This is a genomic window from Bowmanella denitrificans (assembly GCF_039522935.1).
Classification (GTDB): Bacteria; Pseudomonadota; Gammaproteobacteria; order Enterobacterales; family Alteromonadaceae; genus Bowmanella; species Bowmanella denitrificans.
The window spans coordinates 177,233-194,084 of the sequence record NZ_BAAAEI010000012.1 but is presented as its reverse complement, the minus strand read 5'-3'; the positions used below and the strand labels follow the sequence as shown (position 1 = coordinate 194,084).

At 51.0% G+C, this 16,852-nt stretch carries 16 protein-coding genes; 7 read left to right on the top strand and 9 right to left on the bottom strand.

The genetic code is table 11. From position 1 onward, the window contains the following. The first annotated feature begins 12 nt into the window (after window positions 1-12). Complete coding sequence (locus ABD028_RS11880; protein ID WP_343845087.1) at window positions 13-828, top strand: MOSC domain-containing protein; 816 nt, start codon at window positions 13-15, stop codon at window positions 826-828. A 104-nt stretch (window positions 829-932) separates the two neighbouring features. On the opposite strand, the gene ABD028_RS11875 is transcribed toward ABD028_RS11880, so the two are convergent. The 8 genes from ABD028_RS11875 to ABD028_RS11840 all read right to left on the bottom strand — a co-directional run bounded on the left by ABD028_RS11875 (window position 933) and on the right by ABD028_RS11840 (window position 8,578). Then, window positions 933-1,946: a hypothetical protein gene (locus tag ABD028_RS11875; RefSeq protein ID WP_343845085.1), complete on the bottom strand. Its 1,014-nt coding sequence runs from the start codon at window positions 1,944-1,946 to the stop codon at window positions 933-935. A gap of 187 nt (window positions 1,947-2,133) precedes the next feature. Next, the gene (locus tag ABD028_RS11870) at window positions 2,134-2,301 is read right to left on the bottom strand and encodes a DUF2798 domain-containing protein (protein WP_486303258.1); all 168 of its coding nucleotides are present in this window, start codon (window positions 2,299-2,301) and stop codon (window positions 2,134-2,136) included. Window positions 2,302-2,341: 40 nt separating this feature from the next. Then, a complete protein-coding gene (locus ABD028_RS11865; protein WP_343845083.1) occupies window positions 2,342-2,674 on the bottom strand; it encodes a 2Fe-2S iron-sulfur cluster-binding protein in 333 nt (110 codons plus the stop codon). Window positions 2,675-2,681: 7 nt separating this feature from the next. Further along, complete coding sequence (locus ABD028_RS11860; protein ID WP_343845081.1) at window positions 2,682-3,404, bottom strand: TSUP family transporter; 723 nt, start codon at window positions 3,402-3,404, stop codon at window positions 2,682-2,684. A 17-nt stretch (window positions 3,405-3,421) separates the two neighbouring features. Continuing rightward, window positions 3,422-3,874 (bottom strand): VOC family protein, encoded by a 453-nt coding sequence (locus tag ABD028_RS11855; protein ID WP_102794708.1) that lies wholly within the window; start codon window positions 3,872-3,874, stop codon window positions 3,422-3,424. 17 nt (window positions 3,875-3,891) lie between these two features. After that, the gene (locus tag ABD028_RS11850; RefSeq protein WP_343845079.1) at window positions 3,892-4,704 is read right to left on the bottom strand and encodes an aspartate dehydrogenase; all 813 of its coding nucleotides are present in this window, start codon (window positions 4,702-4,704) and stop codon (window positions 3,892-3,894) included. A 128-nt stretch (window positions 4,705-4,832) separates the two neighbouring features. Then, entirely contained in the window at window positions 4,833-6,125 is a 1,293-nt protein-coding gene (locus ABD028_RS11845; protein WP_343845077.1) for an MFS transporter, read from the bottom strand. A gap of 149 nt (window positions 6,126-6,274) precedes the next feature. After that, window positions 6,275-8,578: a TonB-dependent receptor gene (locus ABD028_RS11840; RefSeq protein WP_343845075.1), complete on the bottom strand. Its 2,304-nt coding sequence runs from the start codon at window positions 8,576-8,578 to the stop codon at window positions 6,275-6,277. Between the two features lie 449 nt (window positions 8,579-9,027). Here ABD028_RS11840 and kynU point away from each other — a divergent pair, with 449 nt between their 5' ends. The 6 genes from kynU to ABD028_RS11810 all read left to right on the top strand — a co-directional run bounded on the left by kynU (window position 9,028) and on the right by ABD028_RS11810 (window position 16,503). Beyond that, window positions 9,028-10,266, top strand: a complete 1,239-nt coding sequence (gene kynU / locus ABD028_RS11835) for a kynureninase (RefSeq protein WP_343845074.1) — start codon at window positions 9,028-9,030, stop codon at window positions 10,264-10,266. A gap of 64 nt (window positions 10,267-10,330) precedes the next feature. Next, on the top strand, window positions 10,331-11,716 hold the full coding sequence (locus tag ABD028_RS11830) for a sodium-dependent transporter (protein WP_343845073.1): 1,386 nt from the start codon (window positions 10,331-10,333) through the stop codon (window positions 11,714-11,716). A gap of 13 nt (window positions 11,717-11,729) precedes the next feature. Next, window positions 11,730-12,614 (top strand): acetaldehyde dehydrogenase (acetylating), encoded by an 885-nt coding sequence (locus tag ABD028_RS11825; protein WP_102794703.1) that lies wholly within the window; start codon window positions 11,730-11,732, stop codon window positions 12,612-12,614. Window positions 12,615-12,624: 10 nt separating this feature from the next. Further along, window positions 12,625-13,659, top strand: a complete 1,035-nt coding sequence (gene dmpG, locus ABD028_RS11820) for a 4-hydroxy-2-oxovalerate aldolase (protein WP_343845072.1) — start codon at window positions 12,625-12,627, stop codon at window positions 13,657-13,659. 94 nt (window positions 13,660-13,753) lie between these two features. Next, entirely contained in the window at window positions 13,754-15,181 is a 1,428-nt protein-coding gene (locus tag ABD028_RS11815) for a winged helix-turn-helix domain-containing protein (RefSeq protein WP_102794701.1), read from the top strand. A 98-nt stretch (window positions 15,182-15,279) separates the two neighbouring features. Then, window positions 15,280-16,503: an outer membrane protein assembly factor BamB family protein gene (locus ABD028_RS11810; protein WP_343845070.1), complete on the top strand. Its 1,224-nt coding sequence runs from the start codon at window positions 15,280-15,282 to the stop codon at window positions 16,501-16,503. 121 nt (window positions 16,504-16,624) lie between these two features. Here ABD028_RS11810 and ABD028_RS11805 read toward each other — a convergent pair whose 3' ends face one another. Beyond that, complete coding sequence (locus tag ABD028_RS11805) at window positions 16,625-16,774, bottom strand: hypothetical protein (RefSeq protein ID WP_172449210.1); 150 nt, start codon at window positions 16,772-16,774, stop codon at window positions 16,625-16,627. Between the last annotated feature and the right edge of the window lie 78 nt (window positions 16,775-16,852).

Genomic DNA, 16,852 nt, shown 5'->3' with positions numbered 1-16,852 from the left:
AAGGAGCGCCAAATGGCAGTATTAAGTCACATTCACCTGTACCCGATTAAATCCACGCAGGGGGTAGAGGTGAATCAGGCCTGGGTTGAGTTGCATGGCTTGAGCTTCGACAGGCGCTTTATGTTGGCGGACAGCAAAGGACGCATGTTAACCGGGCGGGCCATGCCAAAACTGATACAGGTTTCGGCGTTGTTGCATGGCGAGGGGCTGATGTTGTGTCACCCCGATATGCCATCCTTGCTGGTGAAATATGCGGATTGCACAATGGTGCCGGTGGCCACACAGGTATGGAAAGACCAGTTTGAAGGTTTTGCCACCACGGAACCTGCCAATCAGTGGTTCAGCCAGTTATTAGGGCGGCAATGCCAGTTGCTTTACTGCGGCAATCATACCCCCAGGTTTAGTGAAAAAGCCGGTGTGGATGTAAGCTTTGCCGATGGCTTTCCATTGCTGCTGATATCCCGCGCCTCACTGGAAGAGCTCAACCGCCGTTCACCTATTGCTCACAAGATGGCACAGTTCCGTCCCAATTTGGTGGTGGAGGATACCCTGCCCTTCGCTGAAGACGGTTGGGACAGGATCCGTATTGGCGAGGTGGAATTTAAACTGGATTGCCCTTGTAGCCGTTGTATCTTTACCACCCGCGATGCCAAAACCGGCGAGTTTCTTGGCGATCAGGAACCACTGAAGACCCTGGGGCAATTTCGCAAAGACCCTTCAGGAAAAATCAATTTTGGCATGAATCTGATCCCCCTGAATGAAGGCAGACTAGAAGTGGGTATGCCGCTGGAAATTCTGGCTGGGCGTGAGGCTGAGGTGTATTTATAGATTCTAGAGAATCTGTTACCTTTATTTGTCCTTTATTGCTTCGTCCTAAAAAAGGCAAAGCCTCAGTGAAGCTTTGCCTTTTATGTTTTTTTGCCACTATGGAATTAGAAGGATGGCGTATTGTATGCTGTTCTTATTCTGGCTGCAGGAAGAGTGCCACAGTAATTGTCGGAACCAGGTTTATCCCAGACTTTTAATTGTTTGACACCATTATATAGCGTTCCATATGTATTATTGGCAAAAAGTACTGAATGAGACGGGCATTCTCCCCCAGGTTTAGTACATTCAGAACCAGTGCAATACCAATCCTGCACTTGAGCAACATATCCGCTGCGTTCAAAAGTATTGTATTCGTATCGATTAGAATTTGATTCGTCTCTATTTTGCACTGGGTTACCACTGATATTTCTGAAAACATTGCGATCTACATAATTGTTACTTGAATAATGTGCAAGATATACACCGTGCATGCATCCTGGGCAATTACTACTGTTTTCAATGTTTATAAAATGACTGTTGCGAATTATGTTCTCTCTTGAGTTAAAAGCATTGATTGCTGCATAACCTTTTCTGCCATTATAGCTATGATATTTCCCGCCAATATTTTCAAAGACCATTCCAAGGATTTCGTTCCGGCCATTCCAGCCATTCAATTTATCATCTCTATTGCCAAATAAGCGAATTCCCCCCCAATATCCCTTGACTCTGATATATCGGAATTGAATATTTGACCACTTGCCCTCTTTAGCTTGCAAGTCAAACCAAAGTGCTGCATTACTGCTTCCGTCACTTACAAATTCGGGGCGGTCATATTGTCCACCAAAATCTGCGGCCGTGAAGGTAATCTGATGGTCATTTGTATATTTCCAAACTACCGATTGTCCACGATACAAGCCTTTCTTAATATGGATTTCTACATCGCAATTAGGTCTATCCAGTTCAACCTGGTTTTTTACACCATTAAGAGATGCAAGAGGTAAATTACTAGTGCCCTCATTTGCGTCATTACCATTGGTTGACATATACAGTTTATAAATCCCAGAGTTACAATCTGCAGCATTAACTTGTGCGGATGTTAAGCTAAACGTAATAGCGAAAAGCCAAAATAAAATCTTCATATATCAAATCCTTGAATAAAAATAACGTAATTTAATTGAAGAGACGCTTGGGGAGTGGAAACTATACAGGCAGAAGTAATGTGTAGAGCAAATCCCTGCCCAAAAAGTGGTTCCATTCCGTATAGAACCCTAACAAGAGTGCAGAATGTCAGTCAACTCACTTTAGATAGATTACAGAAATATCTCTTCAATCAATGATCTGATTTACCAAATTTCGAACCACTGGCGTCAGGATTAACACCGTCGGAAAGGCCACCATAAAGCTGAAACTCCAGGCGCTAAGCCAGATGGATATGATATGTTCGCTCCATCCCAGATTATGCAGGCTGACCACCAGTGACATAATTCCTGACATACTCAGGGACATAAAAAAGCAATACAAATAGGGCCTGAATTTAGTTGCCAGCATGGTCACTGGGCCTGACTTTACCGAGTAAAGTGATCTGCGCATCTTCAAGTTCTGGAGTTATCATCACCTGGCAGGCCAGTCTTGTTTTCTGACCGGCTCCTAACTTTTTCAGGATCTGCTGCTCACCCGGATAACAGGGTGACAAATTCTGCTCGCTCACATTGTCAATGCGAACCAGGCAGGTGCCGCAGCTACAGCAGCCATTGCAAATGCCCGGCAGGGCATCAATCCCGGCATCCTGCACTGCCACTAGTAAACTATAACCGGGCTCGGCCTGTACCTTAACCAGCTTATCTTCTGGCAGGATCAACTTCAGCATCACTGCATTACTCCCATAACAGGCTGTTAAACAAGGTAAACAGGGCCATCAGGGTTAGCAGCCATTTCAGTTGCAACATAAAAGCCTGTGGCGCAATCCGGCGGCGCAGCAAGCTACCCAATACCGAACCCAGGCATGCCCCCGTTACAGCCAGAAGCAGAGGCCACCAATAATCACTAAAGTGAAATCCCAACCATAGGAAGGTGCTGATTTTAAACAGGTTGCCGCATAGCATCAGCAAAGAGGCTGTGGCAACGATGCTTTCTTTGTTTTCCAGACGACGGCTTAGCATGGTCAGTGCAATCGGCCCTGGAGCGCCAACCACCAGCCCCAGTCCCGTTTGCAAAAATCCGGCTAAAAAGAAGCTCTCCAGACGACGTATGGCCCGGGCAAAGGGTCCAATCCAAAGGCTTAGCAATAAATAGACGGCGATTAACTGGGGAATGTATTCAAGGGGCAGGTTAAGCAAAAACAGCGCAAATAATGCGGTACCGACCAGCGAACCAAACAGATAAGGACCAATGGCTGGCCAATAAATATGGTTAAGGGCAAACACCAGTCTGGAACTGTTGCTGGCCAGTTGTGTAACGGCATGCACTGGCACGACTGCCATAGCTGGTACAAACCAAGGCAATACCAGCACCATCAGCATACCGCCACCCATCACAAACACCCCGGCCAGGGTGGAAGACAGAGTGGCAAACAGGAACAGGCTGATATCATTTAGCATGAATTAGCCCGGTCCGATTAATCCAGGGTTTTGTAGGTACTGGTGCCCACCCAGCCACGCTCGGAGATATCAATCATAATATTCTCCGGGCCAGACATCTTATATTCCGCGTTATCCTTGGCGGGATTCATACCCAGCCCCTGGGCAAGATTCACATCATGACGTGGCTCGTAGCCATTGGCCTTGAAACTGTTGACCATGCCCTGAATATCTTCACACTGAAAGCCTACGTGGTGCAGACCCACGTAGCCCTGCGGGAACTCTTTACCAGCAGCCGGACCGTTGCGAAACTTCAAAATAGCCAGATTGATATTGCCGTCGGTCATATAGAAACCGTTGGCATTGCGACTGGCGACCACGCCCGCCACGCTCCAGCCTAAAACGTTTTCAAAAAATTCGCGGCTTTTATCCGGATCATTAGACGCCATGGCCAGGTGCTTAAGTTGAATAGGCTTTTCAGGTTTAGACATACAGACTTCCTCTCAGATTAACTGCCAACCCGCAGGGCCGCGGTCAGGGATTCCAGTGCCGCCAGCACGCTAAGTGCAGTGATGCGACCGGTGCCGGGGTTTTCCACTGTGGGTACATTTTCAATGGTCATTTCAAAGCTGGCGCTGTCAGCATCCACTTTAATGGTATGGGTATTACGGGTTTTACCAGGGTCGGCCCAGATCTCCAGTTGCGTCTGTTCTGCCCCCAAACCGGCCAGCCCAAGAGACGCCGCGACGTTAACGTTGGATGGAAATTTTTGTGCGCCTTCCAGGGCACTGCCCTTAAACACCTGTAAAGGTTCGGTCAGCCCCAGCAACTGGATATTGTTCTCCACTATAAACTTGGCTTTGGTCAGCGAGGTGGGGGGCTTACGGGTCACCATAGTCACAGAATTAATCTTGCCTTTGGCCGCCGCACGCACGGCATCAAGACCAAGCAACGCTCCGGTAGCCAGCAGGATCTGACCGCCATGACGATCGGCCAGCTCCACCACTTCAGGATGCTGTAATATGGCCGCGCCGCTGACAGTGACCAGGGTACGGCCCTGGCACAAGGCGGGTTCGGCAATATCCATAAAGGCGGTGGTAGGGGCGCATTCCACAATGACATCTGCCAGATCGGCCAGTTCTTTGCTGCTGACCACCGGCACCTGCTGTGACAGCGTTGCCATGGCGGCTTTGGCCTTATCCGGGTTGCCGGATGCAACAGCCACCAGCTCGAGGCCTGGCATGCCTTTATCCAGAGCTAAGCCCACAACCTTGCCGATAGTGCCAAAGCCGGCAATACCTACTTTTAATGTTTTTCTCATACTTGTTTCAACCACCCAATCAATACAAGCAAAGAATACATATTAATATTCATGTATACAATTATATTTTTTGACATACATCTATCATTAATATGATATGGGCGGCTGCCAGGCCGCCATTTTCGGACTTATTCAGCCGGACGGGAGGGTAATTGCGGGTAGCGACCCATCATCAGAATCAGCACACAACTCAGTAACATCACCACTGACATGGCCCAGAGTACTTCGGTGTAGCGTCCCAATGCGTCATAGGCCAGCCCCATAATCAGTGGCCCTACACTGGCACCAATTTTGAAGCCTGAGTAGCCATAGCCATAAATGGCCCCGAACGAGCGATGACCGAAGTAACGGCTGGTAAAATAGGCCATCACATCAAACTCCGCACCGATGGCGATACCGATCAGTGCCGTACATAGCGCTGCTGACTGACCGCTGGCACCCATGGCAAAGGCGGCCAGGCCGATAACCGGGCCGAGCATAAAAAACACCACTACATAGGGTGCAAAGAACTTGTCCATCAGATATCCGGCCAGCAAACGACCACCTACAATGGAAATGCCCAGATAGGCAAAGGTACCCACGGCTTCCTGTAAGTTCATACCGCGGTCCATCATCATTGGCACCAGATGCACTAAAACTGTGGAGGTCGTCAGACCGGTTATCACAAAGGACGCAACCATCAGCCAGAAGGTACGCTGCCGCAGTGCTTCTTTGGCAGTAAAGCCGATTAGGGGTTTATTGGTGGCCGTAGCTGGGGCCTGGCTTTGCTGCTCGGCCAGTCCGTCCGTGCTAAGGCCCATTTCTGCTGGTGTTTCACGCACCAGGAATTTGGCGATTGGCAACACCAGCAGCACCACAACCACACCAATGGCGATGTAGGCTTCCCGCCAACTGTAATGGCTCATAAAGTAAGATGCGATCAAGGGCACCAATGTCGTCCCCAGCCCCACACCGGACAAGCCAATCCCCAATGCCAGACCGCGTTTTTTATTGAACCAGCTCACCAACAGGCGGGAATATGTTAAAGGCGCGGTGCCGGCGCCGAGGATAGGGATCAGTATGCACATGGCATACAGATGCCAGATGGATGGCGTCAGCAAGGACATGGCAGCGATGGTAAAGCCAAACAGCAGGGTCGAAGGCACCAAAATGCGCTTCACCCCATATTTGTCTACCAGAGTGCCGACATAAGGAAAAAACAAGATGGCAGTAATGCCAATCACGGTGGACCCAAAGGAAATCTGGCCGCGACTCCAGCCAAAATCGGCCTCGAAGGCCTTAATAAAGGTGCCAAAGGACATGGCGATGACACTGTAGCCAAACGCCAGACCGATAATGGCGGCGAGCACAATCCACCAGCCATAAAACAGCTTTTGCTTAATCTCTACGCCAGTTTCGGCGCGAATGGTTTTTTCATTCATCTTGTTGCCTCCAGGTAAACAAATTGTGAATGCAATTCAAAATAATTGTATACATGTAATTATGTCAAGAATACTTTCGGTGGGGTGGGTGATCCTTTATACAAAAAAGCCGGGCCAGGCCCGGCGTTAATCACAAGGATGCACAAGGCTTAGAATTGATAGGTGGCAGAAATACCAAAGGTTCGCGGTGCTTTATAAGAACTGAACACGGTATTATCCCAGGCGGCATACACTGTAGTGGATGCAATGTTTTGTTCATCAGTGAGGTTTTTGGCCCACAACTGTACCCGCCAACTGTCGTCCAGAGAGGCCAGTTGCAGGCTGGCATTGACGGTATATTCTGAATCCACTTGGGTTAACGGATCATTTGAATTATCAAAGAAGTACTCATCCTGATACTGATAATCCAGACGCGCAGCCCAAAGTCCCAGATCCGTTTCCCATTCATAGGCTGCAGCCAGATTCAAGGTATGTTCTGGGGTGCGGCGCATGCGATTGCCGTTCAGGTCGCCGCCATCTACTTCAAAGGTGTCGGTAAACTCAGAGTCGATATAGCCATAAGCGCCGGTGAGGGTCAGGTTGTCGGTCAGCAGCGCGGTAAATTCCAGCTCCAAGCCCTGCGCTTCGCCAGTACCGTTGCGTACTTCCAGATCCGCTGGTGTGTTAGGGCCGGTTTCAACCCATACCTGGCTCTGCAGGTCGGTGTACTTGGTAAAGAACAAGGCACCGTTGAGTCGCAGTCGGTCATTAAAGGCCTGAGATTTAAAGCCCAGTTCATGGTTCAAGGCGAACTCAGTGGCAAAGGACGCCAGGGCCTCCTCAGCACTTTCGGGGCCTTCACCATTAAAACCACCGGCCTTATAACCACGTGCCAGTGAATAATAGAAGAACAGGTCCTGACTGGCTTTATAGTCCACCACCAGGCTGGGGGTCCAGGCATCCCAGGAGCCCTGGGTATTGACGTCGTAGCCTGCAACTCTGTTGCCATTTAAATCGCCGTGCATATTGTCCCAGTTGTCAAAACGACGACCACTGGCCACCGAGCGGAAATCTTTTTCGTCTTCACTCCAGCGTAAACCGGCGGTCATTCGCCATGCGTCGGTGAAGTTATAACTGGCCTGACCGAATACCGCATAGCTGTCGGTAACGTTATAGGTGCTGTTATACAAGGTGCCAGTGGTGGTTCCCCAGGGCGTATGGAACCAATAGTTAACCATCTCATGGCGGTCGATATCCTCACGCATATAATACGCGCCCATTTGCCAATCCAGCTTGCCGTGCACACCGGCCAGACGGAACTCTTGCGAAAACTGCGAAGATTGCTCGTCTTTCTGCTGATACCACATGTCGTCTACTTGCATAGCCGCCAGTGCGTCATCGTCGGCGACGTTATTATTGGCAGGGTCACCCCAGGGGTCAAAGAACAGACCGTCATCCACCATGCCGGCTGCGGCATTTTCATAGAAGCTGAAATCGTTGTCCCGATAAGCAGTGATGGACGTGAACGTCATACCTTCCAGGTCGTAACGGATATTGGCACTCAGCCCTTTGACTTCGGTATCTTCGAAGCCGTCAAACTCGTTGTCCGCTTCCCGGGGATCAGCACTGATAAAGGCGGCATTGCGTCCTTCGCTGTAGCTGATATGCCGCACGGTCGGCACCGAATCGGACTTGGAATAATCGGCACTTAGCAGGATTTCCAGGTCATCGCTGGGATTAATCAACAACTGGCCGCGCATACTGTAGCGCTCCAAGGTATCAGCATCATTCCCGGTGTGAGTATTCTTACCAAAGCCGTCACGGTTGACCGCACTAAAGGCCAGCTTGGCACCGACATTGTCCGACAGCCCACCGGTAACATAACCGCGGGCCTGGAAAAGACCATAGTTACCGGCGGACAGCTCTACCTTGCCTTCGGGATAGGCCATAGACGGCTTCTTGGTGATAAAGTTAATTGCGCCACCCACCACATTTTTACCGTATAAGGTGCCCTGCGGGCCGCGCAGCACCTCAACACTGGCCAGATCATACAGATCCATGGCAGCAGCCACACCGCGGGAAATATAGACACCATCCACGTAGATACCAATGGCAGCACCAGCCCCGGCACTTTCAATATCACTGCCGATACCACGCATAAACAACTCGGGTTCAGCGGCGTTATACACATTCATCTGAAAGCCCGGCACCCGCTCGGCGATACCGTTTAGGGCTTCAATGCGGGAATTGGCCAGTTGATCGCCACTAAAGGCGGAAATGGCAATAGGGGTTTCCTGCAGGCTCTCCACCTTATGCCGGGCGGTTACCTGGATCACTTCAACACTTTTGCTGCTCTGTCCTTGGGGAAGTGCGTCCTGATTTTGTTCCTGAGCCAGTGCCGATCCGGACATGGCCAATGCGACTCCGACGGTCAGAGCGCGGCGGCGGGTTTGGGGTACTAAGGTTGACTTCATCGTTGCTAGCTCCTTCCCAATCAAGGATGTGATTATTCTTCGGGGACAATTCCCCTGAGCACTTGAATTCACCCTAAGTGAGGGCCAGCTATAATAGAAATAGTTTGTTTTGACGCCGCTATAACATATTTAACATATCCGCAACAATCCCATGTGCTTTTACCTGACTTACACCTGTCACTTTTCCTGCCCTCTATGTTTGCTGACCCTGGCAAAGATACCGGGTAATCAAAGAAAATGGCGAGATCCACTTTGGTATCGGCTGCGGCGCGACTCCCAAGTCAACATTGATATACCGATCTTCCCAGTCAAAGCCCGATTAGGTATAACAATTACATTATACCCAATCAAATTATTATTATTTTTAACAAAACATACATCTGCCTAACATGGCCCTATACATTGAAGGCAGCACTGCTGGCTGTCTCGCAGAACAAGCAGGTAATTCAATGACCTATACAAAAGCATTTTTTGAACAGTTAGATAACCAGGATCCACTGGCATCGTTTAGAGCGCAGTTTGCCCTGAACGAAGCAGAGATTTACCTGGATGGAAACTCCCTTGGCGCTCGTCCTAAGGCAGCATTAGCCCGTGCTCAGCAGGTGGTGGAACAGGAGTGGGGACAGGATTTAATCCGCAGTTGGAACAAACATCAATGGTTTGAATTACCCTATCGTATCGGTAATAAAATCGCCAGTTTGATCGGTGCCGAGGACGGCGAAGTGGTCTGCACAGACGCTACCGGACTTAACCTATATAAGGCTGTATCCACTGCCCTGCAGTTAAACCCGTCTCGCAAAGTGGTATTGATGGAAGGCAGCAATTTCCCCACCAACAACTATATGGTGCAAGGGCTGCTCAGTCAGCTGGGCGGCAACTACCAGGTGCGCTTTGTGGAAGAGGCGCAACTGCTCGAGCAAATCGACGAGCAAGTGGCGGTGGTGTGTCTGACTCAGGTGCATTACAAAACCGGTCGGGTGCTGGATATGCAGGCAATCACTGCCTATGCCCAGCAAAAGGGCTGTTTGGTGGTCTGGGATCTGTGTCACAGCGCCGGCGCGTTACCGGTAGATCTGAACGGGGCCAACGCCGATCTGGCGGTAGGTTGCACCTATAAGTATCTGAATGGTGGCCCAGGCAGTCCGGCCTTTATCTTTGTCGCCAAACGCCATCACAACCTGGCACAGCAGCCGTTAAGTGGTTGGTGGGGACACAGTGCCCCTTTTGATTTCAAACGGGATTACCAACCCGGTCAGGGCATTAGTCAGATGCTATCCGGCACTCAGGCGATTCTGAGCCTGGCGGTGGCGGAAGTAGGAATCGATCTGATGTGCGCTGCGGATATGCAGCAGCTACGTAAAAAATCCCAGGCCCTGACCCGTTATTTTATTGAGCTGCTGGATCAGGAATGTGGTGAGCATGGTTTTGAACTCGTCAGCCCTCGGGAAGATGAAAAGCGCGGCAGCCAGGTGGCACTGAGCCATGCGCAGGGTTACCCCATAATGCAGGCGCTGATCGATGCCGGTGTGATTGGCGACTTCCGTGCGCCGGATATTCTGCGCTTCGGTTTTGCCCCGTTGTACAACAGCTATGTGGATATCTGGCAGGCAGTACAACGATTTAAAGTCATTATGGATGAAGAACGCTGGCGCGATGCACAGTTTAATCAGCGCCATGCCGTAACCTGATCGGCAGTAGCCGGGCTCGCCGCAAGCGGGCCAATCCACCTCATCGTTAGTTTCAGGAGTTGCTATGAGTCAGCGCCAGGGCCCCATGTGGTCTTCCCATTTTGCTTTTTTGATGGCCTCTATCGGTACGGCGGTGGGTCTGGCCAATATCTGGCGCTTTCCCTATACCACAGGCACTAACGGCGGTGGCGCCTTCGTGTTGATTTATATTCTGGCGGCCCTGGTGATTGCCATGCCGGTATTAATGGCTGAACTGATGGTCGGGCGTCGGGGGAGAAACAGCCCACCCGAAGCCATTGCCACAGTGGCCAAAGAGTCCGGTGCCAGCCCCTGGTGGCGACATATGGGAAACCTGGGGGTCCTGGGGGCCATTCTGGTGTTGTCCTTCTATGCCATAGTTGGTGGCTGGACCCTGGCTTATGTACTGAAGCTGGCCAGTGGCAGTATGCAGGGCATGGATCCGGGTGCCATATCTATGGTGTTTGACCAACTGCAGTCCGCGCCCGGCCTAATGTTGTTCTGGCACCTGTTGTTTTTGCTGGTGGTGATCGGCATTTCTTCGTTGGGCCTGGCAGGTGGCGTGGAGCGGGTGGTTAAGCTGGTAATGCCCTTGCTGTTTATTATGCTGCTGCTACTGGTGGGCTATGCGGCCTGGATTGGTGACTTTGCTCAGGCTGTGCGCTTCTTATTTACCCCGGATTTCTCCAAGGTCACTACTAATATGGTGCTGGAGGCTGTCGGGCAGGCGTTTTTCTCCATCAGTGTCGGCCTGACCAACCTGATGGTGTACGGTGCCTATATGCAGCGTCAAACATCCATTCCTCGCTCTTCTGTGGTGATAGTGGGTGCAGACACACTGGTGGCGTTACTGGCTGGTCTGGCGATCTTCCCGATTATTTTTGCCTTTGGTTTAAATCCCAGTGAAGGACCGGGACTGGTGTTTGTTTCATTGCCGGTCGCCTTTGCACAAATGCCTGCTGGCGCGTTGTTGGGCAGTTTGTTCTTTGTGCTGCTGTTTTTTGCAGCCCTGACATCTGCCATCTGTATGCTGGAGGTGCCGACCTCCTGGCTGATGCAAAAGACAAAATGGTCCAGACGCCAAGCCTGTCTGGTGGCAGGCGGTGTCGCCTGGGGATTGGGCGTATTGTCGGCGCTTTCGTTTAACGTGCTGGGCGATGTGCATCCGCTGGGCTTTATTCCTCTGTTTGCAGATAAAACCTTCTTCAGCTTGTTTGACTACTTCACGTCCAATATTGCCATGCCCCTGGGCGGCATCTTTGTGGTGCTGTTTGTCAGCTGGGCGCTGAAATCCCGCTTTACTGCGGAAGAGCTTGGCTTTACCGAGCACAGTCTGTGGTTTCGGTTATGGCTCTGGACATCCAGGTTGATCGCTCCAGGCGCCTTACTGCTGGTATTTATCAGCAAGCTCAGCCCTACTTTCCATCTATAACCAAGAGGCCATTATGAGTCAGAAAATTAAAGCCGCTATTATCGGGCCGGGCAATATAGGCACTGACCTGCTGTATAAAGCATTACGCAGTGAACACATAGAGCCGGTCTTAATGATTGGCGTGGATCCAGACTCTGAGGGACTAAAGCGCGCTGCCGCGCTGGGCTTGCAGGTATGTGCAGAGGGCGTAAATGGGGCATTGGCGCAGGTCAGGCAGTTGGGCATTCAAATCGCCTTCGATGCGACCTCGGCTTACGCCCACAAGGCGAATTGTGAACTGCTTAACCCTTTGGGTGTGACCATGGTGGACCTCACTCCGGCGGCAATCGGCCCGTTTTGTATTCCGCCGGTTAATCTGGATAGGTTAAATCCAGCCGAACTGGATAATGTCAATATGGTCACTTGTGGCGGCCAGGCCACCATTCCAATGGTGGCGGCGGTCAGCCAGGTGCAGAAAGTCAGTTACGGTGAAATCATCGCCACAGTATCCAGCCGCTCGGTAGGCCCAGGAACCCGCCAAAACATCGATGAATTCACCCGCACCACCGCCAGTGCCGTGGAGTCCGTTGGCGGCGCAGATCAGGGCAAGGCCATTATTATCATCAACCCGGCCGAGCCACCGCTGATTATGCGTGACACAGTGCATTGCCTGTGCGCCGACACGCCCGACCAACAAGCCATTACCCAATCCGTGCTGACTATGCTGGAAAAAGTACAGGCCTATGTGCCAGGTTACCGGCTGAAGAACGGCCCGGTGTTTGACGGCAACAAGGTGTCTATTTATCTGGAAGTGGAAGGGCGTGGTGATTTTCTGCCGCATTATGCCGGTAATCTCGACATTATGACGGCGGCGGGACTGCACACCGCCGAACTGATCGCTCAATACAAGCAGGGCTGAGGAGAACAATATGAACCTGAAAGATAAATCCGTGATCCTGCACGATATGAGCCTGCGTGATGGTATGCATGCCAAGCGCCATCAAATCTCCCTTGCGCAAATGGTGGATATTGCCACTGGTTTGGATGCCGCCGGAATGCCATTGATTGAAGTGACCCATGGCGATGGTTTGGGCGGTGCGTCACTTAACTACGGCTTTCCCGCGCACAGCGATGAAGAATACCTGTCGGCGGTGATCCCAAAGATGCAACAGGCTAAAGTTTCTGCATTGCTATTACCCGGTATTGGTACGATTGATCATCTGCGCATGGCTAAGGAGCTGGGAGTGTCCACCATTCGTGTCGCCACCCACTGCACCGAGGCAGATGTGTCTGAGCAGCATATCGGTCTGTCGGCCAAGCTCGGGCTGGATACTGTTGGCTTTTTAATGATGGCGCATATGGTTAGCGCCGAAAAACTGCTGGAACAAGCCAAACTGATGGAAGCCTACGGCGCCAACTGCATTTACTGCACCGATTCGGCCGGCTATATGTTGCCGGATGAAGTCAGCCACAAAATTGGTTTACTGCGCTCAGAACTTGGCAGCCAAACCGACATCGGATTTCATGGCCACCACAACCTTGCTATGGGGGTAGCCAATTCACTGGCCGCCATTGAAGCCGGGGCCAAACGCATCGATGGTTCGGTGGCAGGGTTAGGCGCCGGAGCCGGCAACACACCCCTGGAAGTGCTGGTGGCGGTGCTGGAGCGTATGGGCGCCAGGCATGGTATCGATTTGTACAAAATCATGGATGTTGCCGAAGATCTGGTGGTGCCGATGATGGACCAGCCCATCCGCGTAGATCGTGACGCCCTGACTTTGGGTTATGCCGGTGTTTATTCATCCTTTTTGTTGTTCGCTAAGCGGGCCGAAGCCCGTCATGGCGTCAGTGCCAGAGATATTCTGGTGGAGCTGGGCAAACGCGGTACCGTCGGTGGCCAGGAAGATATGATCGAAGACCTGGCGCTGGATATGGCCAACCAAGGAAAGCTGAGCAGACCTTAAGTTTTCTATATTTTTTCTGATTTCTGCGGCCGGGGCTTTACCCCGTGCCGCTTTATTTATCTAATGGCAGATAAATGACTTCCAAATAAATGTTATGCAGGACTTCAGACTGGGTGAATGGCAGGTAAGCCCCACGCAAAACAGCCTCACCCGGGGAAAGGAAACCAGGCAGCTCGAGCATACACCTATGCAACTGTTGCTGCACTTCACCCAAAACCCAGGCCAGATACTGTATAAAGATGCGCTGTTGCAGCACATCTGGGCCCAAAAAGTGGTAACAGAAGAAGTCCTGACGGTAGCCGTCAGTCATATCCGCAAGGCTTTAGGGGATAACGCCCGAGCCCCCAGCTATATCAAAACCGTACCGGGCAAAGGTTATTGTCTTATCTGTGCACCCTCCGCGCTCTCGCCCCACCATCGCCCAGAGTCGAAGAAAATATCCTGGTGGTACAAGTTGCCATTATTGCTGGTCATTCCCTTACTATGGTGGTTTTGGTCCCCCTTGGTGTCCGTCACTATGCCTGAAACCGAGCACCATTCGGCTGGCCAGGATCTTTACAATCAGGGGCGCTTTTTGCTTTTTTCACAGGAAGAGCAACATTTAGAACGCGCTGATAATCTGTTTGAACAGGCTCTGCAAAAAGATCCCGATCTGGGGAGTGCATTATGGGGTAAAGCCATGGTGTTAATTATCCAGGCTGACGATCTCTCAGGGGAACGGGCCGCTTCTTTGCGCTCTGAGGCCATCCAACTGCTTGAGCAAGCCGAACTTATGTCTGCTGACAACGCTGCCATCCAGGCGCAACTGGGCTGGTTGTATTTTACCCATGAATGGAACTTTAAGCTTGCCGGGCAAAAGTTAGAACGGGCAATTGAGCTGGATAACCGGGACGCCACCAATCATTTTCTGTATGCCCAGTATCTGATGGCCATGGGACAGAATGACAGTGCGCTGGCTGCTACCCGCCGTTATATCGACTTGGCACCTCAGTATTACTCGGTTCCTGTTGTCGCCTGGCTCTATAACACCGCACGACAGCCACAAAAGGCCATGCTGGAACTGGAGAAGATCGCGGCCCTGACCGAACCAGATCTTGGCTTCCACTATTCAGCCATCAAAACTCTGGAAAGCCTGGGTTTGGAGCAACGCGCTTTTAATCACTTATTGCAAAGTATGCACTACAAAGGATTTACCAGCGGACAAATAGCAGACGCCAAGCAACAGTTTGCAACTGGTGGTCTGGCACAAGTATACAACTGGCTGATTCAGAACCAGATTCGCGACAATTTGGGGCACTATGCAGCACCATTAGCCTATGCCCGCTATGCCATCAAGGCTAACCAACCCGCCCAGGCGATCAAGTGGCTACAGGATGCTATACAACAACGGCAGGTAGAAGTTTTGTGGCTGGCAGTCGACCCTTACTATGACCCACTGCGCTTGGAGCCGGAGTTTCATCAGATTCTTAAACAACTGAAACTGGATGGCATCGGACAAAAAAAGAATGTTGAACTAAATTAGCCCACTCTAACCTTTCTTAAGGTTTATTTATGTCAACTTCAGGATCCAGGTTAGTCGCCCTGATAATTTGCCGGTTTTAACCAAAACTACAATACCTGATGAAACTCGTTAACTCCGTTTTAGTGTTGATCTGGCTAATCGTTTTTCCTGTCCATGCAGGGGTGCTTTGGCAGCTACAAACAAGCCATGGGGTGTTCGCACCTCCTCTGCTCCACAATAATGTACTGTATCTGGCAAATGGCAACACTTTGCGAGCCCTGAGCCTGCAGGGAGAAAGCCTTTGGCAGCACCAGCTATCCTCGCAGACCTGGAGCACGCCGACCATTGCCGGCGGATTACTGTTATTGCAAACCGAGCAGGGTTTGCAGGCATTTAATCTGACAGGCCGGTTAATCTGGCAGCACCACAGTGATGACGGCCCACATCTGGTCAATTGGGGCTGGGGTCAAGGTAATTATGCCGACCCCTGGAACTGGTATCGCTCGTCGGTCAGTGTTGCCGATGGCGCAGCATATTATGGCAGTCGAGCCGGTACTTATGCTGTACGCGTATCAGACGGACAGCAACTTTGGCATCAGAATACCGGCACCACCCACACTCAACCTGCTGTGGCGCAGGGCGTGGTAGTGGTTGGTAGTTGGAACAACCGCTTGTACGGCCTTAGTGCACAACATGGCCATATTCTATGGCAGTTTGAAAGTCCTGTACCTGAAGGTGAACTTGGCGGATGGGACGGCTGGCTGGGGTTTAATCTGGCACCATTGATCGATGGAGAGCATCTTTATGTGGGTAGCCGCAGTACCTGGTTTTTTAAATTGAGCCTGAAGGACGGCCATGAAGTCTGGAGTACTAAACATGCCAGCAGTTGGATTGGCTCGAAGGCCCTGGTACATCATGAAATTGTCTACTATGGATTGTCAGACGGCCTGGCCTTGGTCGGCCAGCAAACTGACTCGGGAAATATCGAACACTTGGTGCTTTCACCACATCTTATCTTTGCAGCGCCTGTTGCTGTGGGTGAACAATTGTACTTTGCTACTTTGTCCGGTGAGCTGTTTAGCTATCATCCAGTAAGTAAGGAAATGAAGCGGCAGTTTCAAACTCAAAGCAGCCGGGCTCATTATCAGACGTATGTGCGGCAAGGGGGCGGACCTCTCTATCAACCTCTGGATCCACAACTGACCCCACACCAGGCCAGCGTAAAACAAGTCACAGACATGCTTGAGGACATGGATAGCATTGTCAGCCTGAGTGCGGCGAATGGCATACTTTATCTGGGGTTGGCAAACGGCAGATTGCTGGCCTGGCGGCCGGATGAGTAACGCAGTTCATCTTGTTACACTAGCCTGGCGCCGCAAGTGGGTGGTTAAGGCTTAAACAAAAAAACGCCCGGCAATCTCAATTGATGGGCGTTTAAATGATAAGTACAGCTTAACTAAACCATTACTTGAAGTTAACCATCTGCGCATAGCTCATGGTTTTTGCCATTTGTCCCAGCCAGCGCCACAAACGAGCCTGTCTGGCTTTCTGCTCTTGCTCACAAGCTTGCTTACTGTCATGATTTACCGGAATTTTTACTGAAGCTGCCAACATAATCCGTACCCCTTTGCGTTTTGACCTGGGGATATTATTGAACATTTATCGAACGATGACGAACGACAAAATCTTAAG